At 52.1% G+C, this 24,036-nt stretch carries 17 protein-coding genes and 1 pseudogene; 8 read left to right on the top strand and 10 right to left on the bottom strand.

All coding sequences use genetic code 11. From position 1 onward, the window contains the following. Window positions 1-98: 98 nt before the first annotated feature. The 3 genes from CXF87_RS04140 to rnk all read left to right on the top strand — a co-directional run bounded on the left by CXF87_RS04140 (window position 99) and on the right by rnk (window position 2,893). Window positions 99-434: a BBE domain-containing protein gene (locus CXF87_RS04140; protein ID WP_157826471.1), complete on the top strand. Its 336-nt coding sequence runs from the start codon at window positions 99-101 to the stop codon at window positions 432-434. Between the two features lie 582 nt (window positions 435-1,016). Beyond that, window positions 1,017-2,369: an NADP-specific glutamate dehydrogenase gene (gene gdhA / locus CXF87_RS04145; protein ID WP_101145604.1), complete on the top strand. Its 1,353-nt coding sequence runs from the start codon at window positions 1,017-1,019 to the stop codon at window positions 2,367-2,369. 110 nt (window positions 2,370-2,479) lie between these two features. Beyond that, entirely contained in the window at window positions 2,480-2,893 is a 414-nt protein-coding gene (gene rnk / locus CXF87_RS04150) for a nucleoside diphosphate kinase regulator (RefSeq protein ID WP_008956086.1), read from the top strand. 295 nt (window positions 2,894-3,188) lie between these two features. Here rnk and CXF87_RS04155 read toward each other — a convergent pair whose 3' ends face one another. Then, a complete protein-coding gene (locus CXF87_RS04155) occupies window positions 3,189-4,469 on the bottom strand; it encodes an MFS transporter (RefSeq protein ID WP_101145605.1) in 1,281 nt (426 codons plus the stop codon). 179 nt (window positions 4,470-4,648) lie between these two features. Here CXF87_RS04155 and CXF87_RS04160 point away from each other — a divergent pair, with 179 nt between their 5' ends. The 3 genes and pseudogenes from CXF87_RS04160 to CXF87_RS04170 all read left to right on the top strand — a co-directional run bounded on the left by CXF87_RS04160 (window position 4,649) and on the right by CXF87_RS04170 (window position 7,068). Next, window positions 4,649-5,503, top strand: coding sequence for a sensor domain-containing diguanylate cyclase (locus CXF87_RS04160; protein ID WP_101145606.1), 855 nt, complete (start codon window positions 4,649-4,651; stop codon window positions 5,501-5,503). Between the two features lie 75 nt (window positions 5,504-5,578). After that, window positions 5,579-5,911, top strand: a pseudogene (locus tag CXF87_RS04165) (tripartite tricarboxylate transporter permease); the annotation flags it as partial. Between the two features lie 116 nt (window positions 5,912-6,027). Continuing rightward, window positions 6,028-7,068: an AbrB family transcriptional regulator gene (locus CXF87_RS04170; protein ID WP_232774611.1), complete on the top strand. Its 1,041-nt coding sequence runs from the start codon at window positions 6,028-6,030 to the stop codon at window positions 7,066-7,068. 174 nt (window positions 7,069-7,242) lie between these two features. Here CXF87_RS04170 and CXF87_RS04175 read toward each other — a convergent pair whose 3' ends face one another. The 7 genes from CXF87_RS04175 to CXF87_RS04205 form a co-directional block, all read right to left on the bottom strand. Then, complete coding sequence (locus CXF87_RS04175; RefSeq protein WP_101145608.1) at window positions 7,243-7,977, bottom strand: Crp/Fnr family transcriptional regulator; 735 nt, start codon at window positions 7,975-7,977, stop codon at window positions 7,243-7,245. A 219-nt stretch (window positions 7,978-8,196) separates the two neighbouring features. Next, complete coding sequence (locus CXF87_RS04180; RefSeq protein WP_101145609.1) at window positions 8,197-10,836, bottom strand: tetratricopeptide repeat protein; 2,640 nt, start codon at window positions 10,834-10,836, stop codon at window positions 8,197-8,199. A gap of 37 nt (window positions 10,837-10,873) precedes the next feature. Continuing rightward, a complete protein-coding gene (locus CXF87_RS04185; protein ID WP_101145610.1) occupies window positions 10,874-12,133 on the bottom strand; it encodes an alginate lyase family protein in 1,260 nt (419 codons plus the stop codon). A 93-nt stretch (window positions 12,134-12,226) separates the two neighbouring features. Then, window positions 12,227-13,123, bottom strand: a complete 897-nt coding sequence (locus tag CXF87_RS04190; RefSeq protein WP_232774613.1) for a polysaccharide lyase — start codon at window positions 13,121-13,123, stop codon at window positions 12,227-12,229. Further along, the gene (locus tag CXF87_RS04195) at window positions 13,101-14,681 is read right to left on the bottom strand and encodes an HlyD family efflux transporter periplasmic adaptor subunit (protein WP_101145611.1); all 1,581 of its coding nucleotides are present in this window, start codon (window positions 14,679-14,681) and stop codon (window positions 13,101-13,103) included. The genes CXF87_RS04190 and CXF87_RS04195 overlap by 23 nt, the downstream gene beginning before the upstream one ends. Window positions 14,682-14,700: 19 nt before the next feature. Continuing rightward, entirely contained in the window at window positions 14,701-16,518 is a 1,818-nt protein-coding gene (locus CXF87_RS04200) for a glycosyltransferase (protein WP_101145612.1), read from the bottom strand. A gap of 9 nt (window positions 16,519-16,527) precedes the next feature. Beyond that, entirely contained in the window at window positions 16,528-17,874 is a 1,347-nt protein-coding gene (locus CXF87_RS04205) for a UDP-glucose dehydrogenase family protein (protein ID WP_101145613.1), read from the bottom strand. Window positions 17,875-19,192: 1,318 nt separating this feature from the next. Here CXF87_RS04205 and CXF87_RS04215 point away from each other — a divergent pair. Further along, complete coding sequence (locus tag CXF87_RS04215; protein WP_101145614.1) at window positions 19,193-19,552, top strand: hypothetical protein; 360 nt, start codon at window positions 19,193-19,195, stop codon at window positions 19,550-19,552. 124 nt (window positions 19,553-19,676) lie between these two features. On the opposite strand, the gene CXF87_RS04220 is transcribed toward CXF87_RS04215, so the two are convergent. Together CXF87_RS04220 and CXF87_RS21545 are read right to left on the bottom strand one after the other, a co-directional pair. Beyond that, on the bottom strand, window positions 19,677-20,552 hold the full coding sequence (locus CXF87_RS04220) for an AraC family transcriptional regulator (RefSeq protein ID WP_269801090.1): 876 nt from the start codon (window positions 20,550-20,552) through the stop codon (window positions 19,677-19,679). Between the two features lie 206 nt (window positions 20,553-20,758). After that, window positions 20,759-21,103 carry a hypothetical protein gene (locus CXF87_RS21545; protein ID WP_157826472.1) on the bottom strand — a complete coding sequence of 115 codons (345 nt, stop codon included), beginning with the start codon at window positions 21,101-21,103 and terminating at the stop codon, window positions 20,759-20,761. A 446-nt stretch (window positions 21,104-21,549) separates the two neighbouring features. Between CXF87_RS21545 and CXF87_RS04230 the strand changes: the two genes are divergently transcribed. Next, a complete protein-coding gene (locus CXF87_RS04230) occupies window positions 21,550-23,655 on the top strand; it encodes a hypothetical protein (protein ID WP_101145615.1) in 2,106 nt (701 codons plus the stop codon). Window positions 23,656-24,036 lie beyond the last annotated feature (381 nt).

The raw sequence follows: 24,036 nt of genomic DNA on the forward strand, positions 1-24,036 counted from the left end.
GTGAGGCATATGGCTAATCCCCAGCCACATTGTCTTCCTCACTACCCCGTTCGGCGGTGCCTTCTGCGCACCGTCGAGCCCACTTAACGGTGCTCGTCATGAGCCAGCTTACGTCAACCGCAATCAAGGAGTTCAAGACCGGTTTCGCAGGAAGTGTCCTTCTTCCTGATAACCCTCAATACGACGAAGTGCGCCAGATATGGAACGCCATGATTGATCGCAGGCCTTCCATGGTGGCTCGCTGCACGTCACCTGCCGATGTCGTTCACGCCCTGAACTTCGTACGCCAACACAACGTGCCTTTCTCCCTTCGTGGTGGTGGGCACAACATTGCCTTCGCCTATGGCGCGAGCTATGAGCGACTGATGGCAATCAAGAAACAGTACGACCTGGAAAATCTCTTCCGTATCAACCAGAACATCAGACCCGCCTGAGCTTTCCTCTGATCAACAGCGTGGTGACGATTTACTCGGAGGGCTCCAGATGACCAAAACGCCCGCTGGCCGGATCGGTAGCCTGATCACCTGAGAGTATTAACATCCGCTAGTGTGCTATGCCCTTTATATCCAGGCCATGGAAATCTTCATCAATTCGAGCTGGGAATCAAGCGACAACTGCCTAGCTACGCTTCGCCACATTGCCAAAGCAATATTGACAACGTCAACTTATAACTATAAAACAACACTCTTTAGTTTTAATGGTTCGCTTAATACATTACGGCCGCTTATAAAATTTACATTTATATAATCTCAAATATTATTTTATTAAATTGAACACTCCTAGCTTTCTGCATAGTAATTTGATTCACAAGAGACCTTAAATCGTTTAATAACCGTTTAACAGCTATTGAGAAATTATTGCTTAAAACCGGCCGCTATCAAACTTTAGTCTTATTTTTATATAATTTTCTCATATACAGAACACGCATAGGCTATGCACAGAAGAGTGCTGCCAGTTAAATATTCCAACGCTCTGGCCAGCCAATACTCTGTTGAATAACGATGATGATATGCCCTATGCCCTACGTTCACGATACGTTGACACGACTTAATAAAAGCAGCCCTGCACAGTCGGAATTTTATCAAGCCACCGAAGAAGTGCTCGAATGCCTACGCCCGCTAATCGAGCAGAGTGATTATTACCACCAACACAGCATTATTGAGCGGATAGTCGAGCCCGAACGACAAATTATGTTCCGCATAAGCTGGGTAGATGATGCTGGCAGCGTGCGGGTCAATAAAGGCTATCGCGTACAGTTCAACTCTGCCCTTGGCCCTTACAAGGGTGGCTTACGCTTCCACCCCAGTGTTACCTCAGGCACCATAAAATTTCTCGGCTTTGAGCAAATCTTCAAAAATGCGTTAACCGGTTTGCCAATCGGCGGTGGGAAAGGCGGCTCCGATTTTGACCCGAAAGGAAAATCAGATAACGAGATTATGCGCTTTTGTCAGGCGTTCATGAGCGAGCTATACCGTCATATTGGCCCCAACTGCGATGTGCCTGCTGGTGACATCGGCGTAGGTACGCGGGAGATTGGCTTTCTCTTTGGCCAGTACAAGCGACTCACCGGCCACTATGAAGGCGTGCTAACAGGAAAAGGGCTTAACTGGGGAGGCTCGCTGGGCCGTAAAGAGGCCACTGGCTACGGGGCGGTGTACTTTGCGCAAAACATGCTGGCTGCCCGTGGAGATGAGCTTCGTGGCAAAGCATGCCTCGTTTCCGGCGCGGGCAATGTAGCGATTTATACCATTGAGAAACTGTACGAGCTGGGCGCTAAACCGATCACCTGCAGCGATTCACGTGGCACTATCCACGATAAAAACGGCATTGATTTAGGCTTACTCAAACGGCTCAAAGAAGTGCAACGCACCTCTTTAGAAGACTACCTGCATGAGTACCCTGACGCGCACTACATTTCTGTACGTGACTATCCCCTAGATGGGCATTCCGTATGGCATATTCAAGCCGATGCAGCCTTCCCTTGTGCGACACAAAATGAGCTGACCGCAAGTGATGCGGAAACCCTGCTCGCTAATGGCATCACATGTATTAGTGAAGGGGCCAACATGCCCTCTACCAAAGAGGCCGTCGACCTGTTTCTAAACGCTAAAATCGCCTATGGGCCTGGCAAAGCCGCCAATGCAGGCGGCGTCGCTACCAGCCAGTTAGAGATGGCGCAAAACAGCAGCATGGAGCAGTGGTCCCTGGAGAAAGTTGACCAGAAATTAAAACAGATTATGACCAATATCCACCGTCAGTGCGCTGACACAGCCGACGAATTTGGTGATAAAACCAATTTGGTACTAGGCGCCAATATTACAGGCTTCAGAAAGGTGGCTGATGCCATGATTGAACAAGGTGTCACCTGATCGTCTTTATTTTATAAATCGCTTATACTGTAAAAAGTATGCAGTCCTTCCTTTATTGGGGAAGGGCTGTTTTTTATTGGTTTAAACTTATTGCTTTAAGGAGAGTCATCATGGGACCACGTCCTGCTATTATTATTAATCGTCTTGATGCCGAACGCCTCCAGCGCTTGATCGACAATGCATCCGATAAAGATATGGCCGTAGCTCAGCTACTTGAGGAAGAGTTATCACGAGGTGAGGTCTGCGACCCCGAAGATATACCGGATGACGTGGTCAGCATGAATAGTCAGGTTCGCTTCACCGACCTCACTCGTGGGCTTAAGATGATTCGAACCTTGGTTTACCCGCACTCCCTGGAAAGCGTAGCGGACGGCATTTCGGTGATGGCGCCCATTGGCGCGGCTTTGATCGGCCTCAAGGTGGGCGACATCATCGAATGGCCATTACCCAACAATACCGAAACACGGCTGCGTATCGATGCCATTTATTGGCAGCCCGAACGCGAAAAGCAGTTCCACCGATAAGCCGCGCTAGAGAGTCCGCTAGTATCGGATAGAGAGAACTTCGCGGTGTTAGTGAAAAACTTATAAAGTATGGAAAATTGAAATTGATGGCATCACTAATGCGTGATGCCAATGGGTTATAGAAAAAAAGTGCGTTTACTTGAACAAAAAAATATTAATAAAAATTAAACAAGCATAGTGAATCGTTGATTAACGGTCATCAACCATTATCTGTTCAGCACCAAGGCCGTGTTGTCCGGCACGCTATCTGCGTGATAACTCGCTACACTTTGTCACACGGACCTCAACGCAATGATTAGGCTTTATAGGTTGCTTTTGTACCGGACACAATAGGTTCGCCATCTTCATCCAGCAATTGGTGGTCATAGGCGGCCTGAAGGCCGGTATCCTCCACCGGTAGCGGCTCTTCCTCCTCGGCCCAGTAGTCAATGTGGCCTGGATAGAGTGGCGATAAAAACGCCACCAGGATACCGATCACGGCGAAGATCGCAAAGGCGTCCGCATAGCCCAATCCATCGACCAGCACACCGACCACCGGAGAACCCACTGCCTGCCCAAGCGCACAGGCCATAAAGGGCAGCACCGGCCCCATCGACAGTCGCCCCGGCAGTAACCGGATGCCTGTCATCAAGTACAGCCCCGTTAAGCTCATATAGGCAAGCCCGAAAACCATCGCGGAAAACATCGCCAGCGCTAGCTGGCTTGGGCTAGCGGCCAGTAACACCAGGCTTGAAGAGAGCATCATCAACATCAATGCCTGGGTGATGGGTGGGTTATTGCGGTCGGCGAGATCACTCACTACGGCACCACCGAGCCCGGCGATGCCGACCGCAAACCATAGCCAGCCAGTGTGACCAGGGGGCAGCGCGCCAAGGGTAACCACTAGATCAGGCGCGAAAAGCCAGTAAGGAGAAGAAACGAAGCCCATGGCGAAGGCGAACAACGAGAGTCGGGTGAGCCGCGACCATTGCAACCGGGTGATTGGTGGCGGCGATGCAGCGTTGGTTGGCATTACTCTTGATACCGAAGGGATAAAGTACCATGCCGCCACCACTCCCATGCCGGTCAGAACGGCAAAGAGCGTATAGGTCAGGCGCCATGCATCAGCGAGGAACACGACCGTCGGTACCGCCACGATAATCCCGACGCTGGTACCTGCGTTCATGATCGAACTGACTCGCCCGTGCATCGTCCGGCTCACCAGTGCCTGCATAGCGGCGGTCAGCGCGGGCATCATCAAGCCGGTGCAGATCCCGCAGATAAACACCCCCACCCCGAGCGAGAGTGCGTCTGAGGCCTGACTGATCAGCCCCAGGCCAGCAACCCCGAAACCACCCGAGAGCACTGCCAGGTTACGCGCCCCTAGACGATGCGCGGCAAGCGGCGCGACCAGTGTAGCGAGCACGAAACTGATAAACGGCAGCGCCCCGATGACCCCGATAAGGTAGGGTGTGAGCGCCAGCTCGGCGCTGATGGAAGGCACAAACAGGCCAAATGCAAAGCGCGCTAGCCCATAACTAATGGCGACCAAGGCGGCACCGAAGATGGCAAATCCCATGTTCGACAAGGTTTTCATACTGATCCTCCACAACCGCGAGCTGCATAAATAGACGTCCGCCTAGCTCATTGTCATAGCAACCGCCGTGATGAGCAATGCAGGGGGGCATTTGAGGCAGTAGTTGTCGAGATAATGGCTATCGCCCTTCTTCACGATTGTTTTATAGTCGAGGAACGCTAACCGGATTATCCCAGTCTATGGCCATTGACCTGCAAGCGCTCTACCCCAAACTGATTCACCTGATGCTGGACACTGTCTTCGTGGTGGATAAAGACAACCAGATCATCTTTGTGAGTGATGCCTGTGAGTCATTGCTCGGATACCTTCCGCACGAGTTGACCGGCACTCTGATCACCCACTACATGCATCCCGACGATTTAGCGACCACACGGGACTCCATTGTGCGAGTGATGGACGGAAAGCCCCACGTCGATTTCCGCAACCGCTATGTCCGTAAAGATGGCGCTATCGTCCACATCCTGTGGTCTGCCCGCTGGTACGAGGAAGAGGGCGTGCGAGTAGGTGTCGCAAGAAACGTCACAGCGCTTATGCAGGCCGAAGAGGAGTTACGTTACCTCGCCCACCATGACCCTCTGACCCATCTAACCAACCGAGCACTCTTTTACGACCGCCTTGCCACAGCCCTGAGTACGGCCCACCGCTACCAGAGCAACCTAGCGCTGCTGTTCCTGGATCTTAATGACTTCAAAGGCATCAATGACGTTTATGGACATGCGGTGGGTGACCGTGTGCTCTGCACAGTAGCCAGACGGCTGGAAGGCTGTGTACGCGAGACAGATACCGTGGCCCGCATGGGCGGTGATGAGTTCACGGTGTTGTTAACGGACATCCAGTCGGCGCACGCTGTCACAGAAAAGGTAGAGCAAATCCTCACCGTTATGAACGCACCGCTAGGCGCTGAATTCGGCGAAGTCAGAATGCCATCCTGCAGCATCGGCTTAGCCTGCTACCCCACCGACGGCGAAGACGCCGACACCCTACTGAGCCATGCAGATAGCCATATGTATCAGGTGAAAAGGCGCGGGCGCTAATGGACAAGGAAATAACGCGCTTGGGGATTGATTTATCCTTTATGCTGGAGAGTTTAATCATCACTTCCACGTTGGGTACTAGTGCCCGCTATTGCTATCCTGGCGTTCGTCGGCGTTTATCAGTTGCACTCTGATCTATTTGCTATTTACTTGATGCTGGTCATCGGCGTGTTTGGGTATTTACTGCGTAAGCTGGGCTTCTCTCTGGCGCCAGTGGTTCTCGGCTATGTACTGGGTGGGTTGATGGAGCAGAACCTTCGTCGAGCACTCTCTATCAGCGGCGGCGACGTCGGGATCCTATGGCAATCGGGTATCTCACTGGGGCTGTGGGTTGCGGCGGTATTACTATTGGTGCTTCGCTGGTTGGTACCGAAGCTATTGGCTGCCCGCAAGCTAAGCGCTGATTAACGGCGCTTCTGGTCCGACTCCGACAATGAATAGATAGCTAGCCCTGGCCCGTGATAACGATCGCCAGGGCTTTTATTTGCAAACCTGTGATATTGAACACGATGCGAGCAATACACTTGGCCCCCTTAGGCCGTTTCTTACCAACACTGGCACTCGGGCTTATCGGGGGCGGGTTGGCTTATTGGTTACAATTGCCGCTTCCCTGGCTATTAGGGGCTATGATCGCGACCACGGCGGCCTCCCTGGCAGGCGTACCGATGAGGTCGCCGGGCAAGGGCCGCCAGGGCGTGTTGGTCGTCATTGGGGTCATGCTCGGTTCAGCGTTCACCGCCGACATGACCGGAGATGCAACACGGTGGGGGATCAGCTTGGCGATTATGCTGATCGCTACGGCGGTGATGATGACTTTCTCGGTGTGGTTTTCCCGCCGCGTGGCGGGGCACTCCTGGGAAACTGCGCTTTACGCGGGCGTGCCTGGCGGGGTTTCCACCGTCACCGGGATGGCGCTCTCTTCAGGGGCTGATTTGCGGATCATCGGCATTACCCATGCTGTGCGCATATTGGTTCTGCTGGCGGCCATCCCGCCTGTTTTGCAGTTTATCGGCCATGTCGACATTAGCAGCACCGCGCCCGCCTTATCGCAGTGGTTATGGATGCCCTCCTCCACTGATATCGCGTGGCTGCTGGCGGCTGGCATTGTCGGCATGTGGCTGGGTAAGCGCCTTCGCCTACCTAGCCCGCTGCTATTTGGCCCGGCCCTTGTCTCAGCAGCGCTGCACTTCTCGGGCCTCACGCATGCTGCCGTCCCGCCTGTGATCATTGCGCTAGCACAGGTGGTCATCGGCATTTCCGTTGGTGTGCGCTTTGCGGGTGCCCCGATTGCCGAGGTGGGGATGGCCATGCTGATGGCGGTCATTCAGGCCCTGGTACTGTTACTGCTGGCGATTTTAGCCGCCTGGGCAGGGCATTTACTCACCGGTTACTCTGCCGCGGCGGCGCTGCTTGCCTACATGCCAGGCGGAGCCCCAGAGCTAAGCCTGGTCGCACTGAGCTTAGGTATCGATCCCGCCTTCGTTACCACTCACCACCTACTACGCATCACGCTACTGGTGTTGTTGCTGCCTTTATTGCTCCGGCGAATGGTTTCAAACGCCTAGCTATCATTTTGTGGTTTTGTGAATCAGGACACAGTGGCTAAATAGTCTGAGAAGTAAAACTGACAAGGTTAAGTGCTATTCCATGACTACAGCGAAGGTATGCCTCCTAATGCCTTCGCCAAATAACTAGCTGTAAAGCCAAATACAGTGGCCCTTGGACGCTAAACCGGGCTGCTACGGACTGCTATTGAGAACAGGCTGAGGTCGATTGAGCAAGCGGTCATATTCATCCTTGCCCACCGCATAGCACTCGCAGACCCGTTCCTCTAACCCCTGCCGGTCAAGGATCTTGATATGGCCACGGTGGTAGGAGATCAGCCCAGCTCTCTGGAGCTTACCCGCCGACTCGGTGACTCCCTCGCGGCGCACCCCCAGCATATTGGCCATTAACTCTTGGGTCATGACCAATTCGTTGTATGGCAGCCGGTCAATGCTGAGCAGTAGCAAGCGACATAGCTGCTGGTCGAGGTTGTGATGGCGATTGCATACCGCTGTTTGCGCCATCTGTGTCAATAAGGCTTGGGTATAACGCAGGAGCAGTCTCTGCATCGCGCCAGCGTGGAAGAATTCCTTTTTGAGCAGATGGCCCTTGAGACGTAATGCCTGCCCGCCACTCTGTACAATCGCTCGGTTGGGTGTGCTCTCACCACCCATGAACAGCGAGACACCCAGCACCCCTTCATAGCCCACCACGGCAATTTCTGTCGAGGAGCCATCCTTAATCACGCCGAGCAGCGAGACGATGGAGTCTAGCGGAAAGTAGGCATAGTCCATTTGTTGTCCGGATTCACACAGCGATTGCCCCACTGTCAATGTCACCTCCTCTAAATGAGGTAACAGTCGATTCAGTTCTTCTTCCGGCAATAAGCCAAGCAAAGCATTTTGCTGGCAATCACAAAGTACTGGCATTGATATCTCCCTATAATGTCAGTAGCGCAGTTTGATCATCATCGCTTCTGTAAGGCTTCCCTTTCTTAAAGATAGGACACTATCAGGTGTCAACGACGATCACAGCGATCACAGCTTGGTAGTTCGATTGCTGGTTATACCTCGATTATGAAAGCCCTATATTAGCAGCCTCGTGCTCAAGAGCTGGGCCGCTTCTGGCGACCCGGCGAACAAGTAGTGTCATTCCAGCTCAGTCTCAAGGGCGGCAAAAGCGGCCTCATCAGTGAGCAGTTGGCGCAGCGTTTCGACGGCAAGCCCGCCCTCGCTATCGATTAGGTTATCGAGCCATAGTAACGCCTGCTTTTGATTGGGATTCTCGTAGCCACGAGCCAAGAGATAGGCCCTGGCCAAAGCGAGGCGGGCGCTTTGGTGTCCTTGGCTTGCTGCCTGATAGAGGTAACGCGCACCACGCTTGGGATCCTTCTCGATGTTACGCCCGCTCAGGTATTCACGACCGAGGGAGGCCTGAGCACCAGAGTGGCCCCGCTTGGCAGCATCCTGGAGTAGCTCGTAACCTCGCTGAACATCCTGACCAATAGCACCTTCGCCGCGCATAAAGGCGATGCCTAGTTCGGCACGCGCGTAGACGGCGCCAGCATCACTAGCCTGCTGATACCAGCGCTCGGCCAGCTCGGCATCTTTTCCGACCCCTTTACCGTGCTGATAGGCATCGCCCAGCACGTAGGCGGCATGTGTGTCGCCTGATGCGGCCGCAGCGTTTAGCAGTTCAAGACCGCGCTCCACATCTTGTTCGGCGTGTCTACCGGTCAAGTAGGCTTCGCCCAAGTCGTTGCGGGCACCAGCATGCCCCCTCGATACAGCGGTCTCCAGGTAGTCAATGCCGCGCGCACTTTCGCCCTGGTCAATATACATGCGGCCAAGGATTGCCCCGGCACCGGCATGTCCCGCTTGGTATGCTTGCTCCAACCAGTTCTCGGCCTGCTTCTGGTCACGCTCAACCCCCTCACCGTCGAGATAGGCTCGACCAAGACCGGCCATGGCACTCGGATGCCCATTTTTTGCTGCGGCGATGAGTGCATCAATATTGCCTTCAGCACCCAGGTCGCGCTGCACGTAGGCGAGCGCATCGGCGGCGGACGCGTGTCCTGCCTCCTGAGCCCGGGTCAACCACCGCCTGGCCTTATAGAGGTCGCGCTTGACACCGTTGCCTTCTCGATAGGCACGACCCAGCACAACCATGGCATAGTCATCCCCTTGCTCGGCTGCTCGGGTTAGTAGTCGAACGCCCTGAGAAGGGTTGCCCTCCAGCGTGCCGTCCAAATAGGCTTCGCCGAGGGTGGTCATGGCGGTGGTGTTTCCGGCCTGGGCTGCTTGTGTCAGCAACTCTTTGCCGCGATTCGGCTGTAAGGACAAGGCATCGCCTTTCAGATAGGCCTCACCCAGGAGTCGCATCGCGCCGGTCTGGTTTTGATCGGCGGCATTTTGCAGCAGCTCCTCGGCACGTTGGGAGTCTTGCGTCACACCACGACCCTCTAGATAGGCGGCGCCGAGTTGCTGGGTCGCCCATGGGTGGCCCAGTTCATGGCCGCGTTCCAGATAGTCGGCAGCGAGGGTAGGCTGACTTTCGACCTTCTCGTCGTCCATGAGCAGCGAGCCAAGCTGCGCCAGGGCCAGAGGGTTATTGCTCTCTGCCGCTTGTTCGAGCAGGCGAATGCCGCGAGGTAGGTCGTCAAGGCCTGCCTGGCCTTCGACAAGGGCACGGCCGAGAATGACCCGGGCATCATCCGAACCCGCCTGGATGGCCTTGCTCAGCCACCGTTCAGCGCGGCTTGGCTCTTCCGGTTGCCCCTCATTCTCAGGCGTCAGCAGTGCTTGGCCGAGGTAGATCATCGCCTCGACGTGACCCTGACGGGCGGCATCTTCCAGCAGAGAGATGCCTAGCCGGTACTCGCCGACGTTGACCAACTCTTGCCCAGCGCGGGCCTGGGCGTCTAGGTCGCCCGCTTGCGCGGCTTGCTGCAGCCACTGGATGCGCTGATCGGGCTGATCACTGAGCAGTCCGTCAGGGGAATAGAGCGATGCCAACTGAAGCATGGCGCCGACATCGCCCTGTCCAGCGTGGGCCTCAAGTTGTTTGACGTAACGCTGAGCATAGGCCATCGATTGTGCGGCATCCTCTTCCAGCCAACCGCCGGGTGCGTGCGCTTCAGCTAGGGCCTGCAGAGCTTGTTCCTTGTCTTGGGCGGCAGCTTGCTCGTAAAGCTGACGGGCAAGTTCGGGGTCCGCCTCTACGCCTTCGCCGCCTTCAGACAGCAGGTTGGCAAGTTCGACTTCTGCTGTCCGGTCGAGGTTGGCCTCTTTGGCCTGCCAAAATAGGTGATAGGCGAGCACGTCGTTACGTTTTACGCCGTGCCCCTCTCGATAGAGTCGGGCGAGGTTGAGCGAGGCATGGCCGCGTGTCGAGGAAGGCTCATTGATAGCCTTGCCATACAGTCGTGCTGCTTCGGTGAGGTCTTGTTCGACGCCGTGCCCCTGCTCATAGAGCTTGGCCATCTCATAAAAGGCAGGCGGCACATAGCGGTCCATTAAGGGGTGCAGGTACGTGATGGCTTCTTTATAACGGCCCTCGTCGATGCGCTCCTGGGCGAGATTGATAGTGTCCCAGTCTGACCCATCCGTATCGGCCTCCGGACCGTTGGCGAACCAACCTGCGTATTGCGTGGGAACGGGGCCTGCATGTTCTCCGACAGGCGGTTCTTCAGCGGTGATTGCGCAGCCAGCGAGCCATGCTGACAAGGTTAACGCTGCGGTCAGCCGCAGCGTAGGTGTGTATAGAGTCCTGATCGATGTCCTCTTCATATGTTCCCCCACTCTCCTTATGTGGCGCGGTTACTGTTCAGTTGTCCAAGCCCCGAAAGGCTTCGGTCTCCTGACGTTGTTCGTCCGTGTGGATGTGCTCCTGGGCGTCGGGATCCATAAAGTAAAGAGTGACGTGGCCTCCCGCGCTGCGACTGTAGGTTGGTCGTGCCCGGGTAATGAGGCTGGCCATTCTTTGCTGGTCGAAGTGCGAAAGATAGATCTCCATCCATGTGAAGTACTGTGGGTCACGCAGGAAACCGGTGTACTGTTCTCGCGGAGCGTAATCGCCCAACGTGGCGGGGTCGTCAAGGATCTGGAACAGGTAGTCGACGCCTTCATGGATGTTGCTGTCCTCGTATTCCAGATTGAAGATGTCATAACCTTGGCGATGGATGACCTGCATATTGGTGATGAGGTAATTGAGTGCATAGTTTTGGTAGTGAGTAGCGCGTCGTCCGCGACTCATCTCAAGGGGCAGAGCGCCTTCCTCGGTCATATCGTGCAGGGCCGAGTAAATGGCGCTAACACCAAAACGAAACAGGTCGTTGTCTTCGACCAGCACGCCAATCATGGTGGCGTAAAGCGCGCGACGATATAAATGGTTATTACAGCAGCTATCCTGCGGAGGACCAGGGACTGCCGAATGCTGCAAGGCCAAGCCTTGCAGCCACTGTTCAATGTCGGCCCGCTCTTCCTCAAGGCCGTCAATGTAAGGGCGCACAATAGAGTAGGCCATGGCCGCCGCGAACAACATTGATTCGGAGGCAAACCAGGCTTGCGGTTGCGCCGCATCATAGACAAAGTCGGTCAGAGCCTCGGCCTCGGCCCAGCCATACAAGTAACGCACCAGGCATTCGGCATAGTAAATGTCGCCACTCGCAACGAAAGAACCGGCCAGGTTCGATACGCTATCCTCGAAATCGAATAGTGGCCCGGTGGCCAGCTCCCATGCTGTGCGGCTGGGGTAAAAGCCGGGTATCGCCCCCCGCGTAGTGATGGGCTCTGAGTTAGTCTCCTGGCGGCAACTGGGGCCCATCGAGAGCTTGTCGCTTACCTGCAGCAAAATAGTGCTATCGGTTTGCTCAAGCAGCGCCATGCGAGCTTTTACGTCAAAGTAGCTGGCGTTCGTATCGGTGACACTATATTTGGAAAGGTCAATCTTTTGGCGCTCCTCTCTTGAGAGGGTGTCGTCCAAGTTCGTATCCGCCGACAGTTCAATGCTGCCCATTGCCACCAAGGCAATGGGCAATGCAAACAGAAACCGTGCGGAAAGTCCTTTTGATAAGGCAAGAGGCATGATCGTTATTGCTCCAACAGCGCGCTAGTACTAATTTTCAAGCACTAACACTCAAGAACTAATTCTCGAGTGCTAATGCTCAAGTACTAGTGCTCAAGATCTTGAGGTATAGAAACGGAAATCGGCGAAATCCACGTACTGATCGCGTGGCGTGCGCCAGCCTTCTCCGGTCCCGCCAAAGAAAGTGGAAAACATCAAACCATCAATGGTGATATCTGGCGTGGTACGAAAGATAATGTTCTTCTGTTCCAGCACAGGCTGGCCGTCTATCCAGATCCGAGCGACACCGTTCTCCCGTTTTGGGTCGTTAAGTATGATTTCCTGTTCGATGGTGACCCATGATCCGGTCGGGTAGCGCCAGAAGCCGCGACCTACTGATGCTCCCTCGAAGTCGACTACGTAAGGGTAGAGCTCACCTTCACCCTCCTCGCGCCACATCAAGCGCATAGAGAAACCCTTCTCGCCGTCGACGCTCTCGCCGCCGGAGGGGGCTTCACCTCCGTACAACCCAGGCAGTTTGCCTCCCTTCACGAAATCGAAGTCGGCAGGGAAGCGCACCTTGTAGCTCAGGCAGGCACGGTCGGCTTCCTGGAGCGAAGAGGGATCGCTGTAGAAGCCGGCCCCGCCGAGAGGCTCGTCACTTGGTGAGGAGCTGCCAGCGGGATAGTGGACACGCAGCCCAGCTTCATTGATGCCGGTATCGTTAGCAGCCAAGCGCTCTACGTTCTCTTTGGTTCCCCAGTGGTGATTGGTATCGAACCCCTGGCGAACGGCGTTATAAGCGTCTTCGGCGGGCGCCGGACTTGGGGTTTCGGCCAACTCATAACGTTGAGAGCAAGGCGCCACTTGTGGAATGCTGACGACGGCATCCTCGGCTTTGTCGGCATGGCTGACCGCGAACGGTAGCAGCGTTAGCACGCTCAATAGCAGACGCTTGTGCCGTAACCCGATACACGGGTGCTGGTGTTTACCCTTCATCGCTGGTTTCATCGGTACCGTTCCTATAGTGGTTTATTTCCTCCAGGGCTGTGTCATAGAGGTCATAGCTGGACTGTTTTATCCAGTTCGCGCCTTGCCATATTTTTTCCGAGGTGGCACTCAGCAGCGGTGTTTCGCTAAAGCGAACATCTACCGGCTGGCCCACGCTTTCTGGAGGCAGTGGCGCCTCTGGCGACAGCAGTACACTGGCCACGTTTTGCTGCTGCCGTACCCAACTGGGGAAACCGGCGCGAGGCTGTGGTTCAACGTCAAGGGCGACATAGCGCACCTGGGCGCGAATCGGCTGGGTGGCATTGGCCAGTGTGACGTAGGCCTGCTGATTGGGCTCGATGCGGCTAATGTCATCCATGTGCACCAGTGCCTCGACCATCACATCACCTTCATCGGTACGGACCAGGGTCATGATCCGCTCGCTCTCGTCGATGTAGACCCCGGCAGCACTACTCAACGCCCAGGCCACGCGGCAGTCACAGGGGCTGTATATTTCGTTACTGGCCTGAAGTTCTTTGAGGGCGGCGATACGCGAGTTCTCGAAATCGCGCACTTCCTCGAACTGTTCGACACGGGCCTCGGCGATATCTGGCGAGACCGTCTCGAAAGTGGTGAGGTCACCGCTGGCTGGCTGTGCGGAGCTGGCCAAGCTGATCTCTTGGGCATCTTCCTCAAGGTAGTTACGTAGATTCTCTATCAGTTGGACGTTATAGCTGAGTGCCGCCTCTGCCAGGATCAGGTCTGATTCGAGGTCGCTATTGATCACGTTGGTCAATAACTGATCGCGCTCGACTTGGTCCCCAGCGGTAAAGCCGTGCTCGCCAAGTATTCCGGGGCTGGGGGCGCGGATATCGATACGCGGCGCCGTCACAGCGGCGAAGCTGGGCTCAATCAGAACGAAGTTGCGATAGGCCGTCGCCGCGCTTACCAACACCAACAAGCCGATCGCCAGAAACAGGAGAATGTAGCGTCCGATAGGCTTTGGTTGGCGCTTAGGAGGCGTTGGTTTGGTTGCCTGCCGCTTGCGTGGCGTCTGTGGATCTTCGCTGGCCATTTGGCCTTCGATATTGGGCGAACGCCCACTCAACCCGCTACGAATGATCTGACGTAGCGACTCGTGGTGCTGCGGATCTATCTCATTGATCTTGAACCTAACGTCATATCCATTGCCACGCTCTCTGGGAATGGCGTCAAGGCATTCGGCGTTGACGGCCACCATGACGTCAAAGCTACCCGCCGCCATAATCAGTGAAGCGGAAACACGCTCGCCCGGTTCAAAAGCACGTTCGCTGTGGGCAGAGAAGCCGCCGAGGGAGACATCATTGCCGTCCAGCTCAGTATCGCTATCGGCGAGGGTTACTCGAAATGGGGTCGCCACCCGGATATAGCCACGTTCATCGCGACGCTCGTGCTGCAGTGGGTTACCTTGCATCAGGCGTTCGTTTTCTTGATTGACACTTTCTGACGTTGGGGACGCATCGTCTTTCGTCCCTTGTTGATTTTCGTCGAGAGTGGGTTCATGCCGCTTGTGGGCACCGTTTAAATGATCATCTTTCATCCGAAGGTTGCTCCTTGCATCAGGGATGAGTCGTAGACACCTCGAGCGTGGGCGTAGGCTCGATCCAAAGCCTTTCATTGCACTGTCTTTGAGAGCGCTTTGAGAGCACCGTTAGCGTGGTCTGTTGACGGGCCTGCGTGCTGGCGCTCTGTGACAGCGCCTTGATCAGGCCACCTTCCACCAGAAAATAGTCGGGAGGCGACTGGACCGGTTCACAGGCCTTGTCGGTAAGGTTGGTGTCGACCGAGCGATCTAGACGCTGGGAACCATGGACAGGCTCCCGCACCTGATCGAGAGCGATATGCATAGTGGTCCGGCCTGGAGGCATTATGTCGCCGGTCGAGATAACCAGGATGAAGAGAAGAACGCCATAGACCAAACTATGCAACGCATGGCCTATGCGCCGCTGCCTGCGTGCCGCCACCGGATCGTCTGGCTCACCAGCGGAGATACCCTGGCGCGACCATTGCTGACGATTGAAGCGAAAGCTGACATAGGTCTTGAGGATCGCGCCCCACACCTGGTTGTAGTAAATCAGCGGAATCCACAGCAAGCTGAAACGGCCGCGTTGCCAAGCCAGAACAGACACCGCAATGCCGCGACTAAACATGATCCACAGCACGTAGATGAAGAAAAACGAGGGCCTGATGAAAAGCGTCACCAGGGTTACCACCGTGGGGCCCACCAGGGTCGTCCACATGGAGATGCGCTGGTCGACCAAGCTCCACCAGGTGAACATCCCCATCGGGCGAGGGCCCAGGGCGATGGCGCGATTGCTGGTGCGCAGCATGTTGCCAAACCAGCGCCGCATCAGATCCGTGGACGAGGCGAAGAAGCGATGTCGATTAGGGAGCTCCTCGAACCCAGTCACGTAGACATCGGGAACGTAGAGCATCGACCAGCCGTTCTTTAGCAGCCAATACCACGATGACTTATCGTCACCGGACAGAAACTTGAAACTCCCGAAGCGCCAGTGATCAACGTGGTCGCTTTCGATCAGCTCGATGAAATCCGGCTGAATGGCGAGGTCGGTGCGAAAGACACTATAACGCCCCGTAAGAACCAGCAGGCGCCGCGATAGCGACATCGAACTCATCATCAGGTGGCGCTGTGCATAGCGCAGGTCGTACCACTCGCGGGTAACATCATTACCAGTGACCTTGGCGCGGTTGTTCGTCGTCAGCGCCCCCAGGTCCTCCTGGGCAATAAAGAAAGGCAGCGTGCGTGACAGCGTGTTTGGCTCCAGGAGGATATCGCCATCCATTGAGATCAGCAGCGAGCCCGGCGCGGGCAGGCACCGGGAGATCGCCCGCAGCACCTCGGCCATGGCCGAGCGCTTGCCGTCCCCCTTCTGGAACATATAGCGCACGGTGACATTCTGCGGCCAGTCATTGTCGTCCAGGACGTGATTGATGATATCCACGTCGGTACGGTCCGACACAGAGGCAAAAATCGTCGTTGGCACACCGTATTGATGGGCTTCCCGTATCAGCGCATCGTAGACCTGAAAGTTGACACGCTGATCGATACGAAAGGACGTACACAGCACGTACAACTCAGGCGGCTTCTCATGGTGACCGGCGGCATCGGCTTCGGCACGCAAGCTCGGAAAGACGAGCCGGTTGTACCACAGCGAACGAAAAGCCTGCACCGCCCACCACGAGTACCGCCAGATGGCGATCCACCCGATGATGAAAAAGAAGCTCTGCGACTCGGGCGAAAACACATCCGCTGGCAGCTCCCTAACGACGAAGATCAGCAGCGCCAAACCGAACAGGAAAGTGGTCAGTTCCGTCATACGGCTGGCAGAGGAGTGCTTATGGCGTTTAGCAAACATGGGAATGCCTCAAGCCGGGACGGGTCGCACGGAGTCACCGCGGCCGATGGCGTAATAGGCAAGCCCTGCCGCCTTGACGCTTTCGGGATGAAAGAGATTGCGGCCATCGACAACCACGGGTTCAAGTAGCGTCTTGCTTAACAGCGAGAAGTCGACGGTGCGAAAAGCTTTCCACTCGGTGCAGATGACCAGTGCATGGGCGCCTTCCAGCGTATCTTCGCGTTGTTCAGCGAGCACCAAGTCGTCACGCTCTCCGTAGATTCGACGGCACTCGTTGTTGGCCTCCGGATCAAACGCCTGAACGCGCGCGCCGGCATCCCATAGGGCTTCCATCAGGGCGCGGCTGGGGGCCTCGCGCATATCATCGGTGTTAGGCTTGAAGGCAAGCCCCCACACAGCAATGGTTTTGCCTGCCAGTTGGCCATCGAAGGCTTGATAAAGCTTTTCGAACAACTTGTTCTTCTGGCGGGAATTGACCTGTTCCACCGCCTCAATGATGTGAGCGGGATGGCCGACTTCTTCGGCGGTATTGGCTAGAGCTCTGACGTCTTTAGGAAAGCAGGAGCCCCCATAGCCACAGCCGGGGTAGATGAAGCTGTAACCAATGCGCGGGTCGGAACCGATCCCGTGGCGAACCTCCTCAACCTCGGCGCCAAGATGCTCGGCGAGGTTGGCGACTTCATTGATGCAACTTATCTTGGTCGCCAGCAGCGCATTCGCCGCGTATTTGGTCAGTTCGGCACTGCGCACACCCATGAACATCATCTTGTCGCGCTGGCGATTGTAAGGGCCATAACACTCCCGCATGGCTTCCCTGACGCGCTCAGAATCGGTGCCGACAATGATCCGAGAGCCGCGCGAGAAATCCTCGATCGCCGCCCCTTCCTTGAGGAATTCCGGGTTCGAACAAACGTCAAACTCAATATCCAGCCCCCGTTTCTCAAGCTCGGTAGCAACCGCACGCTCCACCTTTGCGGCGGTACCCACGGGCACCGTCGATTTGTCGACGATAATTTTGTAATCGTCCATATGCTGGCCAATGGTCTCAGCCACTTTAAGCACGTGCTTGAGATCGGCACTGCCATCTTCGTCGGAAGGGGTGCCAACAGCGATGAACTGGAGCAAGCCAAATTTGACCGCCTCGGCGGCATCCGTGGTGAAACTTAAACGACCAGCGGCCTGATTATCGCGAACTAGACGCTCCAAACCGGGCTCAAAAATCGGTATTTCGCCAGCTTTAAGGCGGGAGACTTTATCCTTGTCCACGTCGACACACATAACGTCATGACCGACGTCGGCCAGGCAGGCTCCTGTTACGAGACCCACATAACCACAAGCGAAGATGGTAATCCTCATTTTCCCTGCTACTCCTTGTCCTTGTTGATGAGCCATTTCATGTTTTACGTCAAAAGGTTGCCGATAGGCACTGACGTAAAAGGCCTAGAAATTGGACATCGAACTTTTTTCAACCCAAATAAACCAACGCGTCCTCATGTTTAGGATGTTGATAGAAGGTTCATATATTAGTAGTGTCGAAATTTTCGTTACGTTTTTGCTAATATTCTGCACAAACGGTTACACAGACAGGATAGGTGATGCTGAACTGGCTCTCTGTTCGCTATCGCACTTAAGTCGTCTTAGCCATCTTAGCATTGCCAACAGACCATTGATTTATAATTATTTTTTAAGTTTTCAGCGGACCTGCTAGCAAACCGTGATCAGGCAGTCTATTGGCGGAAAGAGTTACGTTAATGGCATCTGATTGATCGCCACTGATAGCTTTTGGCAGCAAAGCCAGACTGATTAAGCTGCATATGTTTGTCGGCTATTCAGGTGGCATACTTAAACTCCATCAAGCTAGCCGAGCGACGTACGGGACGCGACGTCTCCAGCAATGGCTATATGAGTCAGTGCTACCAGTAGCTGCATAAAAATATGTCCGGCAGGCTGATTTCCTTTGCCGTCCTCGATAGCTTGTTTGGCGGGGCCTTTCTGTCGACCAGAGTGCTCTATAGGTCTATGCAGGGCTGAATTCTGGGGTGAAACGGCTCTCTAATATCAATAATCAGTATAGCCGTTGGCCTGCTGCTGTTTGTGCTATTTACCGGCTCAACCGTTTTTCCTATTACGTGCCGTTGTCGAAACCTTTGGCCTGTATATAACCAACCTGCTGCCCATGGAGTTTTGGAATGACACGCTGGCACGTTACTCCAGCGAAGGCGGTATCGTAGAAAAAAGCAGCGTAATGCCGTCGAACTCGCCGAGGGGGTAAATGCGGCTTCCCCCGTTTGACAAAGCAAATCTCGATTGCTTGGCCTCAGCATCAGAATAAGAATAAGAAAAGATCATCTAATGGCGAGAGCAGCGGCTCTACACTTATAAAGCTTTACTATCACGATCATCTGTATAGACTATTAAAAGTAGAGTTATATCTCGTAAAAACGCTCGGAAACATAAAATTAGCAGGATTAGGCAATCTTCAGCGAGGAATACACCTACTGCTCGTTGCCATCCCTCTCTATCATTTCTCTCACGGTCTTAACGGCCAAAACATGCCGCCACCTGGCGCCCACCGCGATATATATCAGCCATATACTGGCTCTAAGCGGACGGGCATAAAGACTTCATTTTCCAGGTTATGCGGATATGTCATTCAATGAGAGGAATTAATTCCATGAAATACTCCACTATTATTATGCAGACAATTACCGCTAGCGCTTTAATCCTGGGCATGGCCGCTCAAGCTACCGCTGCAGAGTCAAACCAAGCTGGCTTCGACACTAGCAGCTCTACTCATGGCGGCACACGGGAAGGCAGCCCTCAGTACCGTGTTGAAGCAGAAGATGGCCAAGCCATTGAGTATCAAGAAAACCAGTCTTACCGCACTACGTTCGAGGCTGGCAGCCCTGCACTGGGCGGCACACGTGAAAGAATGCATCGTGACCTTGTTGAGATCGAGAGTAATCAGACCATGTCTCAACAGATTGCTCATTCCGATCATGCTGACAACTTAGTACGCGGCACACGTGGCTAAACCCAGCGTCAATATATCGCGCCGACCTAGCAACTAAAGCGGCGCAGACATTTCGGGCCACCCAATCGGGTGGCCCGTTCTTGTATATAAGCAACGACAGTGACAATGTCGCTGAAAATGCAGCCTAAGCAAGCATGCTTATACGTGTTTCACCCCGCAACTTGATCATATCGGTCCGTGGTGGTGCGCCAAACATGCGGCTATATTCGCGGCTGAATTGCGATGGGCTTTCGTAACCAACTCGATAACTGGCCGTAGAGGCCTCAAGACCCTCTTTGAGCATCAACAAGCGTGCTTCGTGCAGCCTCAGCTTCTTCTGGAATTGCAATGGCGACATGCAGGTAACCTGCTTGAAGCTGTGATACAGCGCAGATTCACTCATATTCACATCTTCCGCCAATTGCCTCACCCGCAGTGGCTCGGCGAAGCGATCCTTAAGTACCGAAATCACCTGGAAAATACGGTTTGACTGGCTGTCGATGGAAGCGAACTCACGCATGCGAGGGCCCATCTCGCCAACCAATGCTCGGTAAATAATCTCGCGCCGAATCAGCGGCGCAAGTACACGCGCATCGGTGGGGGTGTCAAGCAATCGAACTAGCCGGGTCATTGCTTCCAGAATTTCCAGGTCGACCGAGGCGACACTCATGCCGCAGGCTGAATGTGGGAAGGCACTGGATTCGGTGACATGAGTGGCATCGCCCAACTGCAGCACAAGTTCGGCAACTTCGGCAGGGTCGATATTGATCTTAACGGCTAGAAAAGGATTCTCCGGCGAGGCATCTATCACTAGCTTGTTCACCGGAAGATCGACGCTGGAAACCATATAGCTGAGAGCGCCGTAAACGATTTCACGATTCCCCAACTGTACAGTTTCGCGCCCCTGAGCGATGACACAGAGTGAGGGCTCGTAGACAGATGACATGCAACTGGTAGGTGCATCCGCGCGAAATAGGTGTAGTCCCGGAATATCTGTTTCATACAGGCCTTCTTCACTCACTCTGGACGAGACGAGATCGGCAAGTTGCGGGACATGGGGGCGGCAGTTAACTGCGCAGGGACTGACAAATAATTTGGATAGGCAATATTACTCATGACTGACCTCTCAATACGTAGAGGCAGTATACAGGATTAGGTAAATCATAGCCCGCTAACGAAAATGTCAAAAAATCAGATAATCCACTGGAAAAATTACTCAAACCTAGGCTAGGCAGGCACTATGCTGGCACCATTGGTTGAGTTTAAGATTGTATTTTTGATATTGGATTGTTGCAGTTTCATTAAAAAAATAGGATTAGGCAAATATTTCGTAGTAATGTGCATGCCGTTACGACTCCTCAAATCGAAACGAAATCCAACGACTTCGATTGAGCTGCATTTTTGTTGCTCTTTCCTAAGGCTTTGCTTTCCTAATTGTCGATATGTTGTCTGCTGGCAGCGCAGATCCAGGATGGCATCAGCGCTTATTCTGAGGCGTTCCGCAGACGTGCTTGCTGCCATGCTCATCGTGCTGGCAGACGATGCTGGGCTAACCGCATTGCAGGAGGTCATCACCGTTCCCATGAGGAGCTGAGCGAAGTGAAGGTAGGCGCCCCGCCAAGGCAGGAAGAGTTGAAGCCGTAAGCGTAGGTAACACAAGATAGGGGCCTGCGAATCTATCCTCGACTGTTCCTGCTGTCACCTCCAAACGCCGGGAATAGCGCAGCATGGCTCTAGGGATTGGTACTATATCCTGCAGGGGATTGTCGTTATTAGCTCTACTGAATGGATCGGCGAAACGTTGAAAATATTACTCACTAAGCTCAGCCCGCTTAAGCAGGTTGTGCTAAGCTAAATTCATTAGAAGAAATCAAAATTTGGCGCGACGAATACCAAAGTGGCTAAGCGAAAATACATGTACAGATAACATACTCTTTCAACGGGTATTAAAAATGCATTTTCTGATATTTTTGCATTGCCTCTCAGAATCATTAAAATCTGCACCAAAAGGATAGCTAATGGAAATTAGTCAAAAAGATAAAGATAATTTTTTTAACTTAGTTGATTCATTAAAAAAATGCAGACGAGCTGACCTATCGGACGTCAGCTTGAGTAAAGATGTTATTGAAAAGCTTTACGTTGACCCTCTAGATAATGATCTAATACTGAAGTCAATATCGAAACTAAATACAACTATTCTAACCGGGCGCCGTGGCACTGGCAAATCTACAATTGTTGCTAGGCTCCAACATGATATAAGAAAGAGTAAAGATAAACTTTCACTGTATATTGACGTAAAAAGTATTTTTGAGCAATCAAAAGCTTTTTCTTATAATACCGAACAGTATGAGGATCATTTTACAGCACAAGATTTAAGCAAATATTTGATATACAAATCATTTCTCAAAGAAATTATATCTGATATAAAACTTGAAATTAAAACAAACACAATAAAATTCTACCTAGCTAAAATAACCAAATACTTTGGACCCGACAAAGCCGCTTTCGAAGAAGAGTTAAATAGAATTTTTGATGATATAGAAAAGTTTGAGTATATGGATGTTGAGGTCCTCAAACAAAAAAGAATTTTATCTAATGATGAAAACAGCAGTTCTTTAGAACAAAAAGCTTCTCTTGATATAGGTATGGGCCCCAGCTTCAACCTGAAAGGAGGAGTTAACGCAGAGTTTGGTACTTCAAATTCTGACAAATCTAGCTTGAATGAAGAATTTTCTGAAGTACTGTTGAAATGTTTTAACCCTGTCTTAATCATGCGGAGCATTAGACAGCTTCTTAAAGATATTGGAATTAATCATGTCTTTATTTGCTTAGATGACTTTTCTGAAATAGATTATGATGCAATGAAAGTCTTTGTAGATGTAATTATTGCACCATTAAACAATCTTTCTGATGAGTTCTTTAAATTCAAAATTGCCGCCTATCCAGGAAGAGTTTACCTCGGAGATATAGATCCTCAAAAAATCGAGCAAATAAGATTAGATTTTTACGAGCTATACCAAGCTAGAACTATTACTGATGTTCACTCTCAAGCTCAGGAAAGCATTAAAAAATTAATTGAAAAAAGAACACAATTCTTTTGTAAAAAAACGCCAGAGGATTTTTTCGACACATCAAAAACTACTTTGAATGATTACTATAAAACTCTTTTTGATATAACCTCGTGCGTTCCACGGAATGTCGGTTGGATTTTATGGTATGCAAACCAGCAGAGCATTGCCAAAGATAAAAAAATAACTTTAAACGATTTATCAATTGCAGCAGAGAAACATTTTATTGATACAGTGAAGCCTTATTTCTCTCAGAATCAGTTCATGAGAGAACCTTTTGACATGAAACTTGAAAAGTACCATTTACATCAACTTTTAGAACGCTTTATCAATGCGGCAAAAATAAACAAAAGGGATATATTAGTTTCAGATTCTAAGGTTTTTGCAAAAGATAAATCGAAACCACCCACCAGCCATTTTTACATTAACAAGAAGTTTGAAGATGTTTTAAAACCATTAGAAATGCAGTTTTTTGTAACTAAGTACAACGAACAAAAAGATCAGGACAGCAGTGAAATGATGAGTTTTTTCTCATTGAATTACGGATTATGCGTTAGTGAAGACATCCATTTTGGGAGAGGATCTGACCGTAAGTATGTAATTCAAAGAAGATTTAATAACACAAAAAGCTTAAGAGAATATCTTTGTAACGCTAAACACATTGCATGCAACAATCCTCGCTGCAAAGCAACTCATGATTATGAAATGCTTTCAATGATTGAGATGTTTGACATGTTATGTCCGAAGTGTAAGTCTGGAAATTGTAGTATAGAGCATGCAAATGTTGACATTGAGTTAGCAGATGAGAAAATACTTCTGCCTGAATTTGACATGCAATTTATAAATTGTTTAAAAGTTGACAGCCCGCAGTACCCTTCTGGTCTTGCTCAGGAGCTTGATTGCACCTATCAAAAAGTCGGAAAAAGAGCTGCTAAACTAAAGGACATGGGATTCCTTAAAACAAAAGAAATGATTCGTAACAAATCACTTGGTAAAAGAAAGTATTATTCACTTACTGATGAAGCTTTAAATACATATTTCAACATAAGCAAATAAGTCTGAATACTGCAGCAAATCAAATACAGAACATTAACATTAACATTAACATTAACATTAACATTATAAAATTGTAGAAAGATAAGAGCTGTTGAAATACACAGCCTTTCTTTTGTTATCAATTCATAACCCCTTTTAGAAACTAGCAACATCAGCAATCGTTTTCTAAATGATTGACAAACTTAATCGGAGCTCAATGAAAACTGAAAACTTCGATTACTTTAATAGATATTTTTACATAAGAACCGAAGTTGAAAAGCATGAACTACGGGAAGCCTTTGAGAGAGTTTAACAGCATCTTTTTAAAACACTGTTTTCGCCCGTTCCAAAGCAGCTAAAAATACGATTTAAATATAACAAGAAACTGGTTTGCCTTGTTGT

Origin of the sequence: Halomonas sp. MES3-P3E, from assembly GCF_002836035.1 — a bacterium.
Classification (GTDB): domain Bacteria; phylum Pseudomonadota; class Gammaproteobacteria; order Pseudomonadales; family Halomonadaceae; genus Vreelandella; species Vreelandella arctica.